Source organism: Flexivirga sp. G2 (assembly GCF_055397625.1).
The window spans coordinates 4,322,557-4,340,156 of sequence record NZ_AP039675.1; the positions used below are offsets into that span (position 1 = coordinate 4,322,557).

The following is a 17,600-nucleotide window of genomic DNA, read 5'->3' on the forward strand; positions in this document are numbered from 1 at the left end:
GGTCACATGGCACGCCAGATCGACCGCTCGCCCGGTGTCCCGGCCGGTTGCTCAGCCGGCGACGACGATCACATGCAGGTGCCGCGGTCCGTGCACTCCTTCGATGCGGTTGAGCTCGATGTCGCTGGTCGCGCTGGGCCCACTGATCCAGGTCAGCGCCCGGTGCGCCGCGATGGCCGGCCGCAGCAGCCGGATGGCGCCAGGGACGTCCGCCACCACCTGACTCTCCCGGACGACACAGACGTGGACGTCCGGCACGAGGGTCACCGCGCGCCGGCCCTGGTCGGGCGTGTGGTCGAGCACGATCGTGCCGGTCTCGGCGATGGCCACGGCGGCCGCGGTGACGACGGCGTCGCACCGGTCCAGCTCTGACACGGCCACCTCGGCACCGTCGTGGACCAGGTCCGCTCCGGACCTGGTCATCCACTCACGCTCCAGCCCCGCCGGTATGACGACCCGGCCGGCATGATGCGCGCGCAGCGCGGCGTCGACGTGCGCGGAGATCTCGCCAGGACCGCAGCGCTCCACGACTGCCCGGTAGTCCGCGGTCATCGCCACGAAGCGCTGCACCAACTCCTCGTGCTGAGCCGGGTCGGGTGTCGGCCGCGGCGCCATACGACCCGGGGCGGGTTCGTCGGGAGCAGGGCTCTCGCCGAGTGCCTGCCGGATCCGGCCGAGGATCTCCTCGCGGGCTCCGCTCATGACCGACCCTCCTCGTGGGTGCGCTTCCACCACGAGCGGAACGACTCCTTCGCCGGAGCGGGCGCATTGCGCGCCTGTGTCCACGCCGACGCCGGCCAGGGCAGCCGACCGAGGGTCGTCCGGTTGCCGAGCAATCGGGCGCCGGCGGCTGCGCCGGACTGGACGGCCTCGAGCCGCTTGTGGTTGCCGAAGACCCAGGCGGCGGCGCGCATCCCGGCGGCCTCCGCCGAGGGCAGGCCGCCGCGGTGCTGGTCGACGACCTGGCTGCGCAGCTCGACCAGCAGCCGCGGTATGTCGATGCGTACCGGACACGCCTCGAAGCAGGCACCGCACAGGCTGGACGCGTAGGGCAGCGACTGGTCGATCTCGCTGGCGGTCCCCCGCAGTTGCGGCGTGAGCACCGCGCCGATCGGGCCGGGGTAGACCGAGCCGTAGGCGTGCCCCCCGGCGCGTTCGTAGACGGGGCAGACGTTCAGGCACGCGGAGCAGCGGATGCACCGCAGCGCCTGGCGGCCGAGCTCGTCCTCCAGGACGCGGGTCCGGCCGTTGTCCAGGAGTACGACGTGCACGTCCTGCGGACCGTCGTCGGGTGTCGCGCCGGTCCACATCGTCGTGTAGGGGTTCATCCGCTCGCCGGTGCTGGACCGCGGCAGCAACTGCATGAAGGTGCCCAGGTCGTCCCAGGCCGGCACGACCTTCTCGATGCCGACGACGCTGATCAACGTCTCGGGCAGGGTCAGGCACATCCGGCCGTTGCCCTCCGATTCCAGCACGACGAGCGTCCCGGTCTCTGCCACCGCGAAGTTGGCACCGGAGATCGCGACCTTCGCGCGCAGGAACTTCTCCCGCAGGTGCTTGCGGGCGGCCTCGGCGAGCTGCGCCGGCTCGTCGGTCATGTCGTCCGGTGCCGGGCGGCCGACCGTGCCCATCTCGCGGGCGAAGATCTCGCGAATCTGGCTGCGGTTGCGATGAATTGCGGGGACCAGGATGTGTGAGGGCCGGTCGTGACCGAGCTGCACGATCAGCTCCGCGAGGTCGGTCTCCCAGGCACTGATGCCGGCCGCCTCGAGCGCCTCGTTGAGCTCGATCTCCTGGGTGGCCATCGACTTGACCTTCACGACCTCGTCAGTGCCGGCGGCCTGGACGAGTTCGGTGACGATGGAGCACGCCTCGGCTGCATCACGGGCCCAATGGACGGTGGCGCCGGCCGCCTGCAGGTTGCGTTCCAGCTCCTCGAGGTGCTCGTCCAGGTGGTTCAGCGCCGCATCCTTGGCGCGCGCGCCGTCGACCCGCAGCTCCTCCCAGTCGTCGACCTCCGCGACCACGTGGGCTCGCTTGTCGCGGATCGTGTGCGTCGCCATCTGCAGGTTGTGCCGCAGCACCGGGTTGCGCAGTTCGGGCGCGGCCAGCTTCGGGAACTTCGGCATACCGAGGAAGGTCGCGGTCGTCGCGCCGACCGGATTTCGTGGGGTGCTCATGCCGGGTGCTCCTCGGTCGATGCCAGGATCTGCGCGAGGTGCAGCGACCGTACGCCGGAACGGCCCCGGTCGAGCAACCCGCCGATGTGCGCGAGGCACGAATTGTCCCCGGCGACAACGACTTCCGCCTCCGTCTCGCGGATGTGCCGGACCTTGTCGGTGCCCATGGCGACCGAGATGTCGGCGTTCTTCATCGCGAAAGTGCCTCCGAATCCACAGCATTCGGTCGCTGCTGGGAGCTCGACCAGGTCGATGCCGCCGACGGCACGCAGCAACTGCAGCGGCCGGTCGCCCACGTGCAACATGCGCAGCGAGTGACACGTCGGGTGATAGGTGACCCGGTGCGGGAAGTACGCGCCGACATCGGTGACACCGAGGACGTCCACCAAGTACTCCGACAGCTCGTGCACCCGCGGTGCGAGCCGATCGACCTCACGAGCCAACCCTGGATCACCGGACCGCTCGGCGATCCAGTGATGCTGCTCGCGCACCGACCCGGTGCACGACCCCGAGGGCGCGACGATCGCGTCATACGAGCCGAAGACGTCGACGAACGACCGGACGAGCGGGACGGCCTCGTCGACATACCCGGTGTTGGTGAACATCTGCCCGCAGCAGGTCTGCGCCATCGGGAAGTCGACGGTGACGCCGAGCCGCTCCAGCAGGGCAACCGTCGCGCGCGGCGTCTCGGGCCAGACCGTGTCGTTGAAGCAGGTCGCGAAGAGCGCGACGCGGGGAGCTGCGGGCGATCGATCGGTCGGCATGCGTGACGACTCCCTACGAAAAGCGGTGCACCAGAATTAATGGTCTGACCATTAGATACGACTCGAGGCTACCAGCCGACCCGTCCGCCCGTGGCTCGCCGGGCGAGGCCGTAGGCTCGCGAACGTGCCCTCAGCATCCGCCCCGAAGAAGGCCTGGGAGCTCGTCGTCGAGTGGGTCGAGGAGCGCATCCTGGGCGGCGAATACAGCGTCGGATCGCAGCTGCCGGCAGAGCGCGACCTCGCCCAGCAGGTCGGGGTGAGTCGATCCGCGGTCCGCGAGGCGGTGCGCACTCTCGAGGCGTCCGGCGTGCTGCGATCGTCGGTCGGCGCCGGCGCCGCGGGCGGGACCCGGATCACCGGTGTGCCGCACACGGCGCTGACCCGGCTGCTGCGCCTTCATGTGGCGCTCGCCAGCTTTCCGGCCGACGACGTGACCGAGGTGCGGGTCGCCCTGGAACGGTTGTCCACCCGGCTGGCCGGCCGGCAGGCGAGCGTCGAGGACGTGGCGCTGATGCGGGAACTGGTCGACGCGATGGACGACGACGCGCTGACGATGGCGGAGTTCAACAACCTCGACACCCGGCTGCACGTGGCGATCGCGGAAGCTGCCGGGAACCGGCTCGCCAGTGACCTGACGATCGCGATCCGCGAGTCGATGCGGCAGCCGATCCTCGCCGGCCTCGCCGCGCTCGACGACTGGGCCGCGACACGTTCCGTCCTGCGCGCCCAGCATCGCGCCGTGGTCGGCGCCATCGAGCAGCGCGACCCGGACACCGCCGTCGCGCTCATCGAGGAACACATCCGGACCGCGTATGCGCGGATGACTACCCTGCACCCGTGAACCAACGGCCCGAGATGTATGACGTGCTGGTCGTCGGCGCCGGACCGGCCGGCAGCCGCGCCGCACATGCCGCGGCGCAGGCGGGCGCGCGAACACTCGTGCTCGACCGGGCGGCCTTCCCGCGCTACAAGACGTGCGGCGGCGGACTCATCGGACCGACGCTCGCATCCTTGCCGGATGGCTTCGAGGTGCCCGTCCAGCAGCGAATCACGCAGGCGTCCTTCACGTTTCGCGGTCGATCGCACGTCGAGCGACAGGCCGGGGACCGCATCCTCAGCCTGGTCAACCGGGCCGACTTCGACGCCGCGCTGCTGGACGCCGCCGTCGCGGCCGGCGCCGAGCTGCGCACCGCGACCGTGACCGGCGTGCACGAGGACGAGGACGGCGTCGTTACCGTCACCACATCCGAGGGCGAAGTGCGCGCACGCGCCGTCGTCGGTGCCGACGGATCGGCCAGCCGGATCGGCCGGTATGTCGGGGTCGACCTGCGGCAGGTCGACCTCGGGTTGGAGGTCGAGCTGACCCCTGATGCCGCCGCGAGCGCCGCCTGGGCCGGTCGCGTCCACCTGGACTGGGGCCCCGAACCCGGTTCGTACGCATGGGTTTTCCCCAAGCAGGACGTGCTCACCGTGGGCGTCATCATGGCGAAGGGACACCCTGCCGAGACGAAGCGATACTTGACGGATTTCGTGGCGCAGCAGGGACTTTCATCTCTTCCGGTGGTGCGCGACTCCGGGCATCTCACCCGTTGCCGATCGGCGGACTCACCGCTGGGTCGCGGGCGGGTACTGGTGGCCGGCGACGCCGCCGGACTGCTGGAACCGTGGACCCGCGAGGGCATTTCGTATGCCGTCCGATCCGGTGCACTTGCCGGGGCAACTGCTGCCCGGGTCGCCCTCGGCGAGACCACTCCTGCGGACGGCTGCGCGTCATACCGCCTGGAAGTGGAGCGCGAACTGGGCGCGAAAATGGCCGTCGGCGAGCAGACATTGCGGGCGTTCGAGCGTCACCCGCGCGCGTTCCACGCGATGCTGCGCACGCGGCCGGGATGGCGGGTGTTCACCAGGATCACAAGGGGCGACACGACCCTGGCGCACGTTGCGCGGCACCGCGTGGTGCGGGTCGGGCTGGCGGCGATGAACCGCTGGTGACCGTCGCTCCGGACGGCGCCCGGTCAGGCGACCCGGAGGGTCAGGCGGTGGCGATGATCAGGACGATGTAGCCGAGGCTCGCCACGACCTGCACGGCGCCGATCGCCAGGCCGGCGATCGCCATACCGCGGCCGGTGCCGCCCAGCTCCTTGGCCTTGTTGATGCCGAGGACACCCAGGACGATGGCCGCGACACCGGCGATGAAGCAGAGGACGAAGCCGGCGATGCTGGTGATGAGCGCCGCGATCGCCAGCCCGTTGGTCGAGGTCGGCTGGTAGCCGGCGTACGGCGAGCCGTAGGGGGCGTAAGGCTGCTGGCCGTACGTCGGATACTGCTGCCCGTAGGCCTGTTGCCCGTACTGCTGTTGGCCGTACTGCTGTTGCCCGTACTGCTGTTGCCCATAAGGCTGTTCGCCGTAGGGCTGTTCGCCGTAGCCAGCCTGGGGGTAGCCCTGGGGCTGGCCGTATTGCTGCTGGCCGTACTGCTGGTCCTGGGGCGGCTGACCGTACTGCGGTTGGCCGTACTGCTGCGCCTGGGGGTCGACCGCCGGTTGCGCCGTGGTCTCCTGTTCGTGGAACGCCCGGTCACGGGAGGAGTTGCCGCCATACGGATCAGACATGCGTCTCATCGTAGGGTCGCGGCACCGGCCGAGCCGAATCCGTCTCGGCAGTGACCCGGCTCCTCGGCCACGGAGTCGGCCGGCAACCAGCCGGCCGGACCGGCGGAACCCGCCGGGTAGGTCTCCATCGGGACGCGACCGGCCTTCCACGCCTTCAGCACCGGATCCATGATCCGCCAACAGGACTCGGCCGCATCGCCACGCACGGACAGCAGGGTGTCGCCGTCCAGGACCTCACGCAGGACCTCGCCGTACGGCAGCATCCAGCCGGGCGCGAGCTCGGCGCGCAACGTCTTCTGCTCCAGGTCCATCGGGCTGCCCTCGGCATTCATCGTCAGCACGAAGGACACCGCGCCCGGGGTGAGATCGATGATCAGCTTGTCCGGCGCCGCGGTGTTGTCGAAGCCGTTCGGCAGGTGCGGGACCGGACGGAAGTAGGCGATGACCTGCTTGCGCGGCGTGCCGAGTGCCTTGCCGCTGCGCAGCGTGAAGGGCACACCCGCCCAGCGGTTGTTGCGCACCTCCACCTGCACCTGGGCGAGCGTCTCGGTCTCACGCGCCGGGTCGACGCCCTTCTCCCGGGTGTATGCCGGGATCTTGCGCCGGCCCAACTGGCCCGCGGTGTAGCGCGCCCGCTTGCTGGAGCGCTTCGGGCTGCCGCCATACAGATGCGTCGAGCGAAGGACCTGCGCCTTCTGGTCCTGCACCTCCTGTGCGGACAGGTCGGCGATGGACTCCATGGCGAAGACCGCGAGCACCTGCAACAGGTGCGACTGCAGCATGTCGCGCAGCGCACCTGCCCCGTCGTAGTAGCCGGCGCGGCCCTCCAGCGCCAGGTCCTCGTCGTAGATGATCTCGACGCGCTCGATGTGCTCGGCACTCCAGATCGGTTGCAGGATCCGGTTCGCGAACCGCAGGCCGATCAGGTTGAGCACGGTGGACCGACCCAGGAAGTGGTCGACGCGGAAGACGTGATCCTCGGGCACCACCTTGTGCAGTTGTGCATTGAACGCCCGCGCGGACTTCTGGTCACCGCCGAACGGCTTCTCCAGCGCGAGCCGGGTGTCCGGTGGGAGGTCGATGTCCTCCAGCAGCTTGCACACCTTCATCGACACCGACGGCGGCAGCGCGAAGTAGATGACCAACGGGCCGGTGCAGCCGGCGATCAGGTCGCCGAGTTGCTCGGGGTCGAGCAGGTCGGTCTGCCGGTAGCTCGTCTTCGCAAGCGCGGATCGTGCCGGGCGGGCGGGCACGGGGACGGTGCCGAACGACTCCTCGACACGCTTCTTCCATTGCGCCGCAGTCAGATCCACCCGGTCGGCACCGATGATGCGGACCTTCCGGGACGGCTCGATCTTCAGCAGGCTGCCGACACCGGGCAGCAGTAGCCGGTGGGTGAGGTCACCGCCGGCACCGAGGATGAGCAGGGTCACGGGAGTCTCAGCAGCCATGGCCCGAGCATGGCACGACAAGCCGCAATGGTCGCGATATGGACCACGCCGGTTGTCACGGTGTGATGCGTTGTGTAACTTGACGTTATGCAATCCATCATCACACGTGATTCGAGCCTTTCGATGCACCGCGCGGTCATGTGTTGCTGTCTGTCGGCCTGACACGGCTACGTGTCGGCCAGATCCGCTCTCCCCTAACACGATTCGACAGACAGCTTCGAAGGATGCACTCCCATGACCACGATCACCCGTCACCTCGCGCCCACCATCGGCCCACGCGACCTCGATGCGATCACTCAGCTGCATGCCGCAGCAGCCGCACAGTTCGCGTATGACGAGACCCGCCTCGAACGCCAGTGGACGGTCCTGTCCGGCGCCGACGACCACGTGCAGATCTGGGCCATCGCCTGGCCGCCCGGATCCGCCACCGGCTGGCACGACCACGGCACCGCCAGTGGTGCTTTCCGCGTCGTGCGCGGGACGCTGCGCGAACACGTCTGGGTCGGGTATGACGCAGCCAGTGATCTCGCCGTCGGACGCGGCCGTCACTTCACCGACAGCCACGTGCACGACGTCCGCAACGAGACCGGGCAGTGGGCGGTCTCGGTGCACGCCTACCACCCGGTGCTGCAGAGCATGACCCGCTACGAACTGCGCGACGGACATCTGGTGATCTCCGGCCTCGACGAGGAAGGTTCCTCCTGGTGACCAGCTACGCATCCGAAATCACTTGGCAGTCAGAGCTTTTCGCATCACCCTCGATGTCGCTGACCGAGGACGGCCTGCCCAACTCGCGCTTCGCCGGCGTCGACCACCAGCTCGCCGACGCACGCAGCCGGCTGCTCCGTCTCAGTCCGCGTGCTGCGTACCAGGAGGTCTTGTGGCGGCGCGCGGTGCTGGTCGACATACGACCGGCCGCGCAGCGTGCCGCCGAGGGTGCGCCGGCCGAGGCGCTCGGGACGATGACCATCGAGCGGAACGTCCTCGAATGGCGACTGGACCCGCGCAGCGACGCCCGGTTGCCGATTGCGGCGCCGGACCTGCACGTGATCGTGCTGTGCCAGGAGGGTTATGCCTCGTCGCTGGCCGCGGATTCGTTGGTGAGTCTGGGAGTTCGCTACGCGACCGACGTGATCGGCGGCTTCGCGGCCTGGCGGTCGCTCGGGCTGCCGGTGCGGGACTGAGCGTCAGAGATTGACCGACGCGACATCCTCGCCGTCGATCACGAACCGCGCGTCGATCGTGATCCGCGAGCGCAGTGAGTTGGCGATGAAGCACTCCTGGTGCGCGATGCGGGTCAGTCGCTCGAGCTGGTCGAGCCGACTGCCCGGGGCGAGAGTGACCACGGGACGCAACACGATGTCCGTGATCGACATCGGCGAATCACCTTCCGGCATCGTGCCTTCCGCCGCATCGACGTAATCGACGACATCGAGTCTGGCACGCGCGGCCACGGCCAGGAAGGACAGCAGCTGGCAGCTGCTGGCCGCCATCACCATCAGGTGCTCCGGGTTGGGCAGTGCCGCATTGCCACCGAAGTGCGGGTCGGCGGACAGCGTGACACCGGGCAACTCGGCCGGCGCGACCTGGTGCTCGCGCGAGTAGGCGGCATACCCCTCGCCGGTCGAGCCGTGCCAGCTCAAAGCCACTGGGTACGAATGGTTTTCCGCCATGCCCGCATCGTATGCCGGTCCGGTCGACCCTACGTCGACGAGGCCGCTGCTGGTCCGCGACAATGGGGCGTCGGACCAGAACCCAGAAGGGAAGCAGCGATGATCCGCGTGCGGTGCTCGACCGGCGATATCGCCGCGATCAAATTCGTGGTCGATCCGGCCTGGAACATCCTCTCGAGCATGTCGCTGTTCGTGCAGCCGTCCTCCCGCTCACTGCACGCGCCGCTCGCCGCGGCGCTCCGCGACCAGGAGGCGCCCGGCGTCGCGACCCTCCGCCGCCTCACCACGAACCCGGCCGCGCCCTCCCTGCTGGTCGTCCCCGGTTATGCGTATGACGTGGAGAACTCCCCGGCCGCCGTCACCGAACGCCTGCGGTCATTGGTGGCCGGCATCCCCGACCCCGACGTACAGGGCGTCGGCGAGCAACTGAGGGAGCAGGGTTCGCCCTACGGCGACGAGGACGTGACCGGACTGCGCCGGGTCGCGCAGGAGGCGCTCGTCGACTACTTCGAGGGTGTGCTGCAGCCGTTCTGGGATCGAGCGCACGCGATCGCGTTGCGCGACCTGTCGATGCGCGCCGAGCACATCGTCAAGGACGGGATCGGCAGCGTCCTGAACGACCTCGACGAGCAGATCTCCTTCGACGGGCAGGTGCTGGAGCTGCAGCACGCCTTCGACATCGACATCGCCGTCCCACCGGGCGGGCTCGTCTTCACCCCGGTGGTGTTCAAGGCCTCCGGCTTCATCGTGCACGGCCCCGACGAGAACGACGCCCCGGACATGCCGGTGGCCATCGGCTACCCGGCGTGGGGCGCCGCCACGCTGTGGCTGCAGGAGCCGGAGCAGTCGGCGGCGGGCAGTCTGGAGCAGCTGATGGGCAGCACCCGCTCACGGATCCTGGGTCGGGCAACGGTGCCGGTCAGCACGACCGACCTCGCGCAGCAGTTGGACCTGCCGAAGCCGACGGTCAGCGGTCACCTGAAGGTCCTGGAGCGGGCCGGGCTGCTCACGCAGTTCCGCCGCGGCCGCTTCGTCTACTACCAGCTCAGCCCCGCGGGCGTCGCGCTGCGCGGCGCCTGAGCGACCGTCCGGACGCTCAGGCGCCGGTGAGATGCAGCAGCGGTTCGCCGGCCCGGTCGGCGGCCTGGACGACCGTCTGCACGATCGCGCCGGCGACCAGCTCCGGGTTGTCGACCATCGGCACGTGCCCGCAGCCGGGCAGGGTCAGGTGCGAGACGGTCGGCAATGCTTCCCGCGCGGTCGTGGCCTGGGACGGCAGCAGTAGCCGGTCGTTGGTGCCCCAGGCGATGGTCACCGGGACCAGCGGCTGCCCGCGGAATCGGGCCCGCGAAACGTGCCAGGCCACCGGGAAGAAGCCGGGCGAATTGCGCAGGTTCAGCGCCTCGTCATACGCGACATCGGCCGGCACCCGCTCGGGGTGTGAGTAGAGCGGACGCAGGCTGACCTTGCGCAGGAAAGCCTTGTCGGAGAAGACCTTCAGCACCGGCCGGGGCACGTAGGTCGACGCCTTCAGCATCGCCAGGTTGGCGACCGCGTTGACCAGACCGAGCGGACCCCAGAAGCCGGATGGTGCGATCGCGGTCGCGGTGCGCACGGCCCCGCGGGCGGCGAGCTGGAGCGCGAGCATCCCGCCGAGCGAGTTGCCGGCGACGTGCGGGCGATCCAGGCCGAGTTCGGCGAAGAACTCCTCGAGCTGGTCGACGTAGCTGTCCATCCGATAGCTGTGCGGTCGCGCCGGAGCCGGCGACCGACCGAAGCCCGGCAGGTCGATGGCGATGACGTCGAAGTCCTCCGCCAGCAGCTCGAAGGTGTCGCCCCATGCGGAGCGCTGGTGCCCGATGCCGTGGATGAGCACCAGCGGATCGCCGGTGCCCTCACGTGTGTAGGTGATGTCGCTCATCGTGCCTCGCCTCGTCGCCCGCAGCGCGGACGCGTCATGTCAGATTCGGAATGGTCAGCGTGATGGTCAGCGTGCAAAGGTCACGCTTGGATGGTCGGACTCGGACCTGCCCCCGAGATGCGCATGTAGCAGGACTCTCCACACTACCCACAGGTAGCTCGTGTGTGGGCGCTTCCGGGGTGGTGCCGAATGACGGCTTCCTCGGCGAGTGACGGTCGGATACGACCGTCACTCGCCGAGGAAGCCGTCATTCGGAAGGGGGTGTGCGCGGTGGCGCGTGTGCGGTCAGTGAGACGCCCGCGACGAGGGCGCCTGCGGCGTCATACGTGATGTCGGCCGTGATGGCCTCCCCGCGCAGCACGTGCGGCAGCCAGATCCGCGAGTCGTCCCACATCTCGCCGGTCGGCAGCGCCGCCACCGGATGCCATTGCGGGTCGAGTTCGTCGGAGGCGACGACGTCACCGGTCCAGGTCGTGCACCGGTAGAGCGCCACCGACATGTCCGACGCGGGCGCGCTCGGGAACCGGAAGGTGATGCGTCCGGCGTCATACAGCTCGGTCGGTATGACGTGCAGGCCCGTCTCCTCGAAGGTCTCCCGCACGGCCGCCTCGAGATCGGTCTCGCCCGGCTCAACATGCCCGCCGATGCCCACGATCCGCCCGGTGCCGAAGCCGCGCTGCTTCAGGCCGAGCAGCACCTCCCCGCCGCCGGCGGGATCGCCACGCAGCAGGAACACCAGACACATCGGTTTCGTCATCAACCGCCAGCATGCCCGATCGGACCGGCCACCCTGGGTGCGGCCCTCGGCCGACGGCCCTCCTCCGACTCGCCGATGAGACAACATCGTGGACATTTGCCCGCCGGTCGCCGCGAACCACCACCATGGACCCCGTGACCAACGGCATGACCATCGGAATCCTGACCAGTGGCGGCGACTGCCCCGGCCTCAATGCGGTGATCCGTGGGGCGGTGATCAAGGGCGACCGCATCCACGGCGTGTCGTTCCTCGGCATACACGACGGATGGCGCGGGCTCATCGAGGACGACATCGTTGCGTTGCCGCGCAACGACGTTCGCGGCATCTCCCGAGCGGGCGGCACGATCCTGGGCACCTCACGCACGAACCCGTTCGAGCACGGCGGTGCCGACCGGATCCGTGAGGTCATGGACTCCCGCGGTATGACGGGACTGATCGCGATCGGCGGCGAGGGCACCCTGACGGCGGCCCGGCGACTGGCCGACGAGGGCATCCCGGTCGTCGGCGTTCCGAAGACGATCGACAACGACCTGTCCGCGACCGACTACACGTTCGGCTTCGACACGGCGGTGTCGGTGGCGACCGAGTCGATCGACCGGTTGCGCACCACGGCCGAGTCACACCACCGCTGCATGGTCGTGGAGGTCATGGGCCGGCACGTCGGCTGGATAGCCCTGCACGCCGGCATCGCCGCCGGCGCGCACGCCATCCTGATCCCCGAAGTGGACGTGTCGATCGACGACATCTGCGGCTGGGTGCAGGACGCCCGGGACCGCGGCCGCGCACCGGTCGTCGTCGTGGCCGAGGGCTTCGTCCCCTCCGGTGAGGAGCACCTCCACGCGCCGCGCGGCCTGGACGCCTTCGGCCGGCCGCGACTCGGCGGCATCGGCGAGCGGCTGGCACCGCAGATCGAGGAAGCCACCGGCATCGAGACCCGCGCGGCGACGCTCGGTCACCTGCAACGTGGTGGTGTGCCCTCGGCATACGACCGGGTGCTGGCGACCCGATTCGGTACGGCGGCGGTCGACGCAGTGATCGAAAAGCGTTGGGGCACCATGGTTTCGCTGATCGGCACGCAGATCGAACGCGTCGACCTGCACTCCGCGACGACGGTGCTGAAGACGGTGCCGCAGGAGCGCTGGGACGAGGCCGCGATCCTCTTCGGGTGAGCAGCCGGGACCTCGAGACGCTCGTTCCTCGCTCCTTGGCCATCTCAAAGAGAGCTCCTTGAGGAGTTCGTGAGGGACGAGCGAACGTCTCAAAAGGCAGCGACGTCCGCGGTCTCGATACACCTCCCCCGCTGCGCTCCTCCGGCACTCGACCCGCGTTGAGGGGTCACGTGAGCAGGGTCTCGATACACCTCCCCCGCTGCGCTCCTCCGGCACTCGACCCGCGTTGAGGGGTCAGGTGAGTTCGGCGAGCACTTCGGCGACGTATGACGCGACGGCGTCGCTCGCGCGGGACGTGCCCTCCAGCGGCGGGCCGACGTACTCCGGCGCCAGCAGCCCGGCATCGGCGAGCGCGTGAACCAGCGCGTGCTTGACCTCGGGGCGCGGCAGGGCGGGCGGGACCGGGAATGCGAGGACATCCGCGGCCTCGGTCGCGATCTTCGGGAACCGCTTGCGGATCCGGCCGATGTCCCGGTCCTTGGAGTGCAGGTGCAGGTACGTCCGCAGCGCCGGCGGCATACCCGTCGTGCCGACATACAGGATGTTCGCGCGGGGGTCCGGGCTGTCCGGCAGCCGCCAGACGTAGACCCACGAATCCGGGCGATCCCCAAGGAGTTCGCCGTCTCTCACATGCCAGACCTGGTTGCCGTCCACGGCACTATTTTTACCCCTGACCAGGTCTCGATACGCTCCTTCGCCGCTACTCGACCGACGTCAGGGTGCAACCGATACGTTTGCACGTATGACGCAACCGCGCCGCTCGGACGGTCCGAACCTGACCAAGCAAGAACCCGCCGCGGTCGTCGATGAGAACGACCCGCTGGTGCGCAGCGCCGTACGGCGATCGGTCCGCCGGCTCGTGCCGTTCGTGGCGCTCCTCTACTTCGTCAACTATCTGGACCGCACCAACATCGGCTTCGCCGGACCCAACGGGATGAACGACGACCTGCACCTGACCGGGTCGATGTTCGGTTTCGCGTCCGGCATCTTCTTCCTCGGCTACCTCGTGCTCGAGGTGCCGAGCAACATGGCGTTGCACAAGTTCGGCGCACGTCGCTGGATCGCGCGGATCCTGGTCACGTGGGGCATCGTCGCCGCTGCGATCACCTTCGTCCCCAACGCCGGCAGCCTCTACGTGCTGCGGTTCCTGCTCGGAGTCGCCGAGGCCGGCTTCTTCCCGGGCATCGTGCTCTACCTGACCTTCTGGTTCCCGCAACGCGAACGCGCAAGGATGACAGCGCTTTTCATGGTCGCCGTCCCCCTCTCGACCGCGATCGGCACACCGCTCTCCTCGCTGCTGATCGAGCACGCACACGGCTGGCTCGGCCTCGAGGGCTGGCGGGTGATGTTCCTGCTCGAGGGTGTGCCGGCCGTCATCCTCGGTGCGGTCACCTGGTTCTTCCTGACCGACCGGCCGGAGAACGCGGCCTGGTTGCCGCCGGCCGAACGCGACGCGCTGCAGCGGGTGCTCGACGCAGAGGACCGCAGCCGCAGCCGCACCTACCAGGTCAGCATCCTGCAGTCGCTCACCCGGCCGCGGGTCTGGGCGCTGGCGTTCGTCTACTTCGGCGTCGTCTACGGGCTCTACGCGCTCGGGTTCTTCCTGCCGACGATCATCGCCGGATTCGCCGACCAGTACGGCGCCGACTACTCGATCGTGCAGCGCGGACTGATCAACGCCGTCCCGTATGTCATCGGCGCCCTGGTCATGATCCCGTGGGCACTGCACGGCGACCGGACCCGCGAGCGCGTCTGGCACGTCGCCGGACCGAGCATCGTCGGCGGCATCGCCATACCCATCACGCTCTACCTGGGCAGCCCGTTCGCGGCGATGGTGGCGGTCACCGTCTGCGCCGTGGGGATCATGTGCGCCCTGCCGACCTTCTGGGCGCTGCCGACCAATTTCCTGTCCGGCGCGGCGGCTGCCAGTGGCATCGCGTTGATCAATGCGGTCGGCAACTCGGCGGGCTTCTTCGCGCCATACTTCACCGGCTGGCTGAAGGACGGAACCGGCACCGAGAAGACCGGCCTGTGGCTGGTCGGCATCGTGATGGTGCTCGGTGGGCTGCTCGCCGTACTGATGCGTGCGGCGCCGCCGCCCAAGGACGAGAATATGGCTGAGGTGATCACTCGATGAGCACGATCTTGCTGCTGCACTCGGCCCTCGGGCTGCGCCCGGCCGTGATCCGGTTCGCGGATGCGTTGCGCGAACGCGGACACGACGTGATCACCCCGGACTACTACGCCGGCAGCATCTTCGATGACACGTGCGCCGGCCTCTCGCACCGCGACGACGTCGGTCCGGCGCAACTGCTCGCCCGGGTGCGTCCGGTGATCGACGACCTGCCCGCCGACACGGCACTGGCCGGTTTCTCCCTCGGTGCGGCCTTCGCGCAACGCCTTGCGGCGGACCGGCCGGAGGCGGCCGCCGTGATCCTCATGCACAGCGTCGCGGCGCCCCGGAACGGCGCGTGGAGCGGCCAGCCGGTCCAGGTGCATCGGTATGCCGAGGACCCGTTCGTCGACCCGGCCGACCTGCACGCCCTGGCCGATGCGGTGCGCGCATCGGGCGCACGGTTCGACGATTTCGTGACCGCGGGCTCGGGGCATCTGTTCACCGACACCGACCTGCCGGAGGGCGATGCGGCCGCGACCGCTGCCACGATCGACCGGATCGCGGAGCTGTTGTCGGCGTGATTCGGCGTCGTCGCCGGGCCGATCAGCGGTGACGACGCAGGCCGAGCGGCCGAAAATTCTATTTCCGGAGACAGCCTCCGAGTAATACGCTGGGTGGGTCGCCCGGGGTGCATCGTTGTGTTCTGCCGCAAAGGTGCCGGTGAAACCGCTGTGAAACCGGACCCGGTCAGGCTATGACCACAGCCTTCAGAAATGTCCCCTAGGAGGACAAAGCGTGTCCACCGCTGCACCCACCGAGTACCCAGAAGAAATAGACGGAGCCGTCCTCAAGGTCGCCGGCGTCGTCGTTCTCGGCGCAATCATGTCGATCCTCGACATCACTGTCGTCAACGTCGCGCTGCCGACCTTCCAGCGCGTCTTCGCCGACGGTGGCGATCCGATCGCCTACTCCACCGTCGCCTGGACGGTGACGGCATACACCTTGTCGCTCGCCACCGTCATCCCGCTGACCGGTTGGGCCGCCGACCGGTTCGGCACCAAACGCCTCTACATGCTGGCGATCCTGCTCTTCACCATCGGCTCCGCACTCTGTGCGACGGCAGGATCGATCGAGATGCTGATCGGATTCCGCGTGTTGCAGGGTCTGGGCGGCGGCATGCTGATGCCGCTCGGTATGACGATCCTGACCCACGCCGCCGGCCCGAAGCGGATGGGCCGGCTGATGGCCATCCTCGGTGTGCCGATGTTGCTCGGCCCGATCGGTGGGCCGATCCTGGGTGGTTACCTCATCGAGCACGCCAGCTGGCACTGGATCTTCCTGATCAACGTGCCGATCGGTGTCATCGCGATCGTCTACTCGTGGTTCGCCCTCGAGAACGACAGCCCGACCCCGTCGGAGTCTTTCGACTTCGTCGGCATGCTGATGATGTCCCCCGGTCTGGCGCTGTTCCTCTTCGGTGTCTCCTCGATCCCGACCGATGGCGTCGGCTCGGCGAAGGTGCTGATCACGGGCATCCTCGGCCTGATCCTCATCGCCCTGTTCATTCGGCACACGTTCAAGCCGAAGCACCCGCTGCTCGACCTGCGGCTCTTCAAGAACAAGCTGCTGTCGATGTCCACGATCACGATGTTCCTGTTCGTGGCGGCCTTCTTCGGCGGTCTGCTGCTGGTGCCGACCTACTTCCAGGCGGTGCGTGGTGAGTCGACGTTCGACTCCGGCCTCCTGGTGGCTGCACAGGGCATCGGCGCCATGATCACCATGCCGATCGCCGGCGCCCTGGTGGACAAGATGCCGGTCGGCCGGGTCGTGCCGTTCGGTCTGGTCGGGATCATCGTCGGCATGTTCATGCTGACCCAGATCGACGAGCACACCAGCTACTGGTACATCCTGCCGGTGCTGTTCCTGATGGGTCTGGGCATGGGCGGCACGATGATGCCGATCATGACCTCGGCGCTGAAGACGTTGAAGTCGCACGAGATCGCGCGCGGTTCGACGCTGATCAACATCGTCCAGCAGATCGGTTCGTCGGTCGGTGTCGCGGTCATGTCGACGGTGCTGACCGACCGCCAGAAGTCCTCGCACTTCGTGAAGGTCGGCCAGGCGCTGCAGGAGCAGGCCCAGCACAAGCCGCACCCGCTGCCCCCGACCAAGGAGCAGCTGCAGGTCATCGCCGAGGCCGGCGGTCAGAAGCAGTTCATGGCGCACGCGTTGCACGACCTGGCCGGGTCGTTCAGCACGACCTTCTGGGTCGCCGCGGTGCTCTGTCTGCTGACGGTCATCCCGGCGCTGATGCTGCCGCGCAAGCCGTTGCCGGAGCCGGCAGCCGGTGAGGACGCCGCGCCGGTCATGATGCACTGACCTCACCCCGGTTCTTCGGCACCGACATACAGAAGAAGGGCACCGGCACTCACTCGAGTGCCGGTGCCCTTCTCGTATGTCGTCAGCCCTTCGCGGACTCGGGCGGGAAGCCGCCGGTCGCGATCGGGCCCCACTCCGTCACCGTCACGGCGATCAACGACTTGCCCTGATCCCGCATGGCCTGGCGGTATTCGTTCCAGTCGGGATGCTCACCGGAGATGCACCGGAAGTATTCGACCAGCGGTTCGACCGAGTCCGGCAGGTCGATGACGCGGGCCGTGCCGTCGAGTTGGACGTAGGCGTCATTCCAGTCGTCGGACTGGATCAGCAGCGACACCAACGGATTTCGCCGGATATTCGCGACCTTCGCGCGTTGCGGGTAGGTGGAGATCAGCACCTCGCCGCTCTCGCCGACGCCACAGGTGACGAGGGAGAGCTGCGGTGCGCCATTGCGTTTGTGGGTGACCAGCGTGGCTCGATGCCGGGTGCGGACGAAGTCCAGCAGCTCGTCGCGTCCGACCCGGTCTGCCGTGGCGATGCGTGGTGACATGGTTCGATCGTAGGCACGGGAACGGGGAT

Annotated in this window: 19 protein-coding genes; 9 read left to right on the forward strand and 10 right to left on the reverse strand. The window is 68.6% G+C overall.

Features of this window, described 5'->3' with window-relative positions; genetic code table 11:
* Positions 1 to 51: 51 nt before the first annotated feature.
* From ACZ50J_RS20885 to ACZ50J_RS20895, 3 genes are read right to left on the reverse strand one after another with little or no spacing between them, the layout of a single operon-like run.
* Positions 52 to 702 (reverse strand): LutC/YkgG family protein, encoded by a 651-nt coding sequence (locus ACZ50J_RS20885; protein ID WP_464299077.1) that lies wholly within the window; start codon positions 700 to 702, stop codon positions 52 to 54.
* The gene (locus tag ACZ50J_RS20890) at positions 699 to 2,180 is read right to left on the reverse strand and encodes a LutB/LldF family L-lactate oxidation iron-sulfur protein (RefSeq protein ID WP_464299078.1); all 1,482 of its coding nucleotides are present in this window, start codon (positions 2,178 to 2,180) and stop codon (positions 699 to 701) included. The genes ACZ50J_RS20885 and ACZ50J_RS20890 overlap by 4 nt, the downstream gene beginning before the upstream one ends.
* Positions 2,177 to 2,944 carry a (Fe-S)-binding protein gene (locus tag ACZ50J_RS20895; RefSeq protein WP_464299079.1) on the reverse strand — a complete coding sequence of 256 codons (768 nt, stop codon included), beginning with the start codon at positions 2,942 to 2,944 and terminating at the stop codon, positions 2,177 to 2,179. Before ACZ50J_RS20895 ends, ACZ50J_RS20890 begins: the two co-directional genes overlap by 4 nt.
* A 124-nt stretch (positions 2,945 to 3,068) precedes the next feature.
* On the opposite strand from ACZ50J_RS20895, the gene ACZ50J_RS20900 reads away from it, so the two are divergent.
* Together ACZ50J_RS20900 and ACZ50J_RS20905 are read left to right on the forward strand one after the other, a co-directional pair.
* Positions 3,069 to 3,785 carry a FadR/GntR family transcriptional regulator gene (locus tag ACZ50J_RS20900; protein ID WP_464299080.1) on the forward strand — a complete coding sequence of 239 codons (717 nt, stop codon included), beginning with the start codon at positions 3,069 to 3,071 and terminating at the stop codon, positions 3,783 to 3,785.
* Entirely contained in the window at positions 3,782 to 4,936 is a 1,155-nt protein-coding gene (locus ACZ50J_RS20905) for a geranylgeranyl reductase family protein (protein ID WP_464299081.1), read from the forward strand. Before ACZ50J_RS20900 ends, ACZ50J_RS20905 begins: the two co-directional genes overlap by 4 nt.
* Before the next feature lie 40 nt (positions 4,937 to 4,976).
* On the opposite strand, the gene ACZ50J_RS20910 is transcribed toward ACZ50J_RS20905, so the two are convergent.
* Both ACZ50J_RS20910 and ACZ50J_RS20915 read right to left on the reverse strand, forming a co-directional pair.
* Entirely contained in the window at positions 4,977 to 5,555 is a 579-nt protein-coding gene (locus ACZ50J_RS20910; RefSeq protein WP_464299082.1) for a DUF4190 domain-containing protein, read from the reverse strand.
* A gap of 5 nt (positions 5,556 to 5,560) precedes the next feature.
* Positions 5,561 to 7,006, reverse strand: coding sequence for a glucose-6-phosphate dehydrogenase (locus ACZ50J_RS20915; RefSeq protein WP_464299083.1), 1,446 nt, complete (start codon positions 7,004 to 7,006; stop codon positions 5,561 to 5,563).
* Positions 7,007 to 7,240: 234 nt separating this feature from the next.
* On the opposite strand from ACZ50J_RS20915, the gene ACZ50J_RS20920 reads away from it, so the two are divergent.
* The gene (locus ACZ50J_RS20920) at positions 7,241 to 7,714 is read left to right on the forward strand and encodes a cysteine dioxygenase (RefSeq protein ID WP_464299084.1); all 474 of its coding nucleotides are present in this window, start codon (positions 7,241 to 7,243) and stop codon (positions 7,712 to 7,714) included.
* Positions 7,711 to 8,190, forward strand: a complete 480-nt coding sequence (locus tag ACZ50J_RS20925; protein ID WP_464299085.1) for a rhodanese-like domain-containing protein — start codon at positions 7,711 to 7,713, stop codon at positions 8,188 to 8,190. Before ACZ50J_RS20920 ends, ACZ50J_RS20925 begins: the two co-directional genes overlap by 4 nt.
* A 3-nt stretch (positions 8,191 to 8,193) precedes the next feature.
* Here ACZ50J_RS20925 and ACZ50J_RS20930 read toward each other — a convergent pair whose 3' ends face one another.
* Positions 8,194 to 8,679, reverse strand: a complete 486-nt coding sequence (locus tag ACZ50J_RS20930; protein ID WP_464299086.1) for an OsmC family protein — start codon at positions 8,677 to 8,679, stop codon at positions 8,194 to 8,196.
* Positions 8,680 to 8,778: 99 nt separating this feature from the next.
* Here ACZ50J_RS20930 and ACZ50J_RS20935 point away from each other — a divergent pair, with 99 nt between their 5' ends.
* Positions 8,779 to 9,759 (forward strand): ArsR/SmtB family transcription factor, encoded by a 981-nt coding sequence (locus ACZ50J_RS20935; protein WP_464299087.1) that lies wholly within the window; start codon positions 8,779 to 8,781, stop codon positions 9,757 to 9,759.
* Positions 9,760 to 9,775: 16 nt separating this feature from the next.
* Here the strand turns inward: ACZ50J_RS20935 and ACZ50J_RS20940 are convergent, their stop codons facing one another.
* Both ACZ50J_RS20940 and ACZ50J_RS20945 read right to left on the reverse strand, forming a co-directional pair.
* Positions 9,776 to 10,600, reverse strand: coding sequence for an alpha/beta fold hydrolase (locus tag ACZ50J_RS20940; protein WP_464299088.1), 825 nt, complete (start codon positions 10,598 to 10,600; stop codon positions 9,776 to 9,778).
* A 247-nt stretch (positions 10,601 to 10,847) separates the two neighbouring features.
* On the reverse strand, positions 10,848 to 11,357 hold the full coding sequence (locus ACZ50J_RS20945; RefSeq protein ID WP_464299089.1) for an 8-oxo-dGTP diphosphatase: 510 nt from the start codon (positions 11,355 to 11,357) through the stop codon (positions 10,848 to 10,850).
* A 146-nt stretch (positions 11,358 to 11,503) separates the two neighbouring features.
* Here ACZ50J_RS20945 and ACZ50J_RS20950 point away from each other — a divergent pair, with 146 nt between their 5' ends.
* Positions 11,504 to 12,526, forward strand: coding sequence for an ATP-dependent 6-phosphofructokinase (locus ACZ50J_RS20950; protein WP_464301379.1), 1,023 nt, complete (start codon positions 11,504 to 11,506; stop codon positions 12,524 to 12,526).
* 234 nt (positions 12,527 to 12,760) lie between these two features.
* Here the strand turns inward: ACZ50J_RS20950 and ACZ50J_RS20955 are convergent, their stop codons facing one another.
* Complete coding sequence (locus tag ACZ50J_RS20955) at positions 12,761 to 13,180, reverse strand: hypothetical protein (protein ID WP_464299090.1); 420 nt, start codon at positions 13,178 to 13,180, stop codon at positions 12,761 to 12,763.
* Between the two features lie 88 nt (positions 13,181 to 13,268).
* On the opposite strand from ACZ50J_RS20955, the gene ACZ50J_RS20960 reads away from it, so the two are divergent.
* From ACZ50J_RS20960 to ACZ50J_RS20970, 3 genes are all read left to right on the forward strand, one after another.
* Positions 13,269 to 14,663, forward strand: a complete 1,395-nt coding sequence (locus ACZ50J_RS20960; protein WP_464299091.1) for an MFS transporter — start codon at positions 13,269 to 13,271, stop codon at positions 14,661 to 14,663.
* The gene (locus ACZ50J_RS20965) at positions 14,660 to 15,223 is read left to right on the forward strand and encodes a dienelactone hydrolase family protein (protein ID WP_464299092.1); all 564 of its coding nucleotides are present in this window, start codon (positions 14,660 to 14,662) and stop codon (positions 15,221 to 15,223) included. The genes ACZ50J_RS20960 and ACZ50J_RS20965 overlap by 4 nt, the downstream gene beginning before the upstream one ends.
* Before the next feature lie 214 nt (positions 15,224 to 15,437).
* Positions 15,438 to 17,021, forward strand: a complete 1,584-nt coding sequence (locus ACZ50J_RS20970) for a DHA2 family efflux MFS transporter permease subunit (RefSeq protein WP_464299093.1) — start codon at positions 15,438 to 15,440, stop codon at positions 17,019 to 17,021.
* 82 nt (positions 17,022 to 17,103) lie between these two features.
* On the opposite strand, the gene ACZ50J_RS20975 is transcribed toward ACZ50J_RS20970, so the two are convergent.
* Positions 17,104 to 17,571, reverse strand: a complete 468-nt coding sequence (locus ACZ50J_RS20975; protein ID WP_464299094.1) for a PPOX class F420-dependent oxidoreductase — start codon at positions 17,569 to 17,571, stop codon at positions 17,104 to 17,106.
* Between the last annotated feature and the right edge of the window lie 29 nt (positions 17,572 to 17,600).

Bases quoted from the DNA above. Each gene is read 5' to 3' on its own strand.
- ACZ50J_RS20885 (WP_464299077.1), bottom strand. From the start codon at position 702: ATGAGCGGAGCCCGCGAGGAGATCCTCGGCCGGATCCGGCAGGCACTC.
- ACZ50J_RS20890 (WP_464299078.1), bottom strand. From the start codon at position 2,180: ATGAGCACCCCACGAAATCCGGTCGGCGCGACGACCGCGACCTTCCTC.
- ACZ50J_RS20895 (WP_464299079.1), bottom strand. From the start codon at position 2,944: ATGCCGACCGATCGATCGCCCGCAGCTCCCCGCGTCGCGCTCTTCGCG.
- ACZ50J_RS20910 (WP_464299082.1), bottom strand. From the start codon at position 5,555: ATGTCTGATCCGTATGGCGGCAACTCCTCCCGTGACCGGGCGTTCCAC.
- ACZ50J_RS20915 (WP_464299083.1), bottom strand. From the start codon at position 7,006: ATGGCTGCTGAGACTCCCGTGACCCTGCTCATCCTCGGTGCCGGCGGT.
- ACZ50J_RS20920 (WP_464299084.1), top strand. From the start codon at position 7,241: ATGACCACGATCACCCGTCACCTCGCGCCCACCATCGGCCCACGCGAC.
- ACZ50J_RS20930 (WP_464299086.1), bottom strand. From the start codon at position 8,679: ATGGCGGAAAACCATTCGTACCCAGTGGCTTTGAGCTGGCACGGCTCG.
- ACZ50J_RS20935 (WP_464299087.1), top strand. From the start codon at position 8,779: ATGATCCGCGTGCGGTGCTCGACCGGCGATATCGCCGCGATCAAATTC.
- ACZ50J_RS20940 (WP_464299088.1), bottom strand. From the start codon at position 10,600: ATGAGCGACATCACCTACACACGTGAGGGCACCGGCGATCCGCTGGTG.
- ACZ50J_RS20945 (WP_464299089.1), bottom strand. From the start codon at position 11,357: ATGACGAAACCGATGTGTCTGGTGTTCCTGCTGCGTGGCGATCCCGCC.
- ACZ50J_RS20950 (WP_464301379.1), top strand. From the start codon at position 11,504: ATGACCATCGGAATCCTGACCAGTGGCGGCGACTGCCCCGGCCTCAAT.
- ACZ50J_RS20960 (WP_464299091.1), top strand. From the start codon at position 13,269: ATGACGCAACCGCGCCGCTCGGACGGTCCGAACCTGACCAAGCAAGAA.
- ACZ50J_RS20965 (WP_464299092.1), top strand. From the start codon at position 14,660: ATGAGCACGATCTTGCTGCTGCACTCGGCCCTCGGGCTGCGCCCGGCC.
- ACZ50J_RS20975 (WP_464299094.1), bottom strand. From the start codon at position 17,571: ATGTCACCACGCATCGCCACGGCAGACCGGGTCGGACGCGACGAGCTG.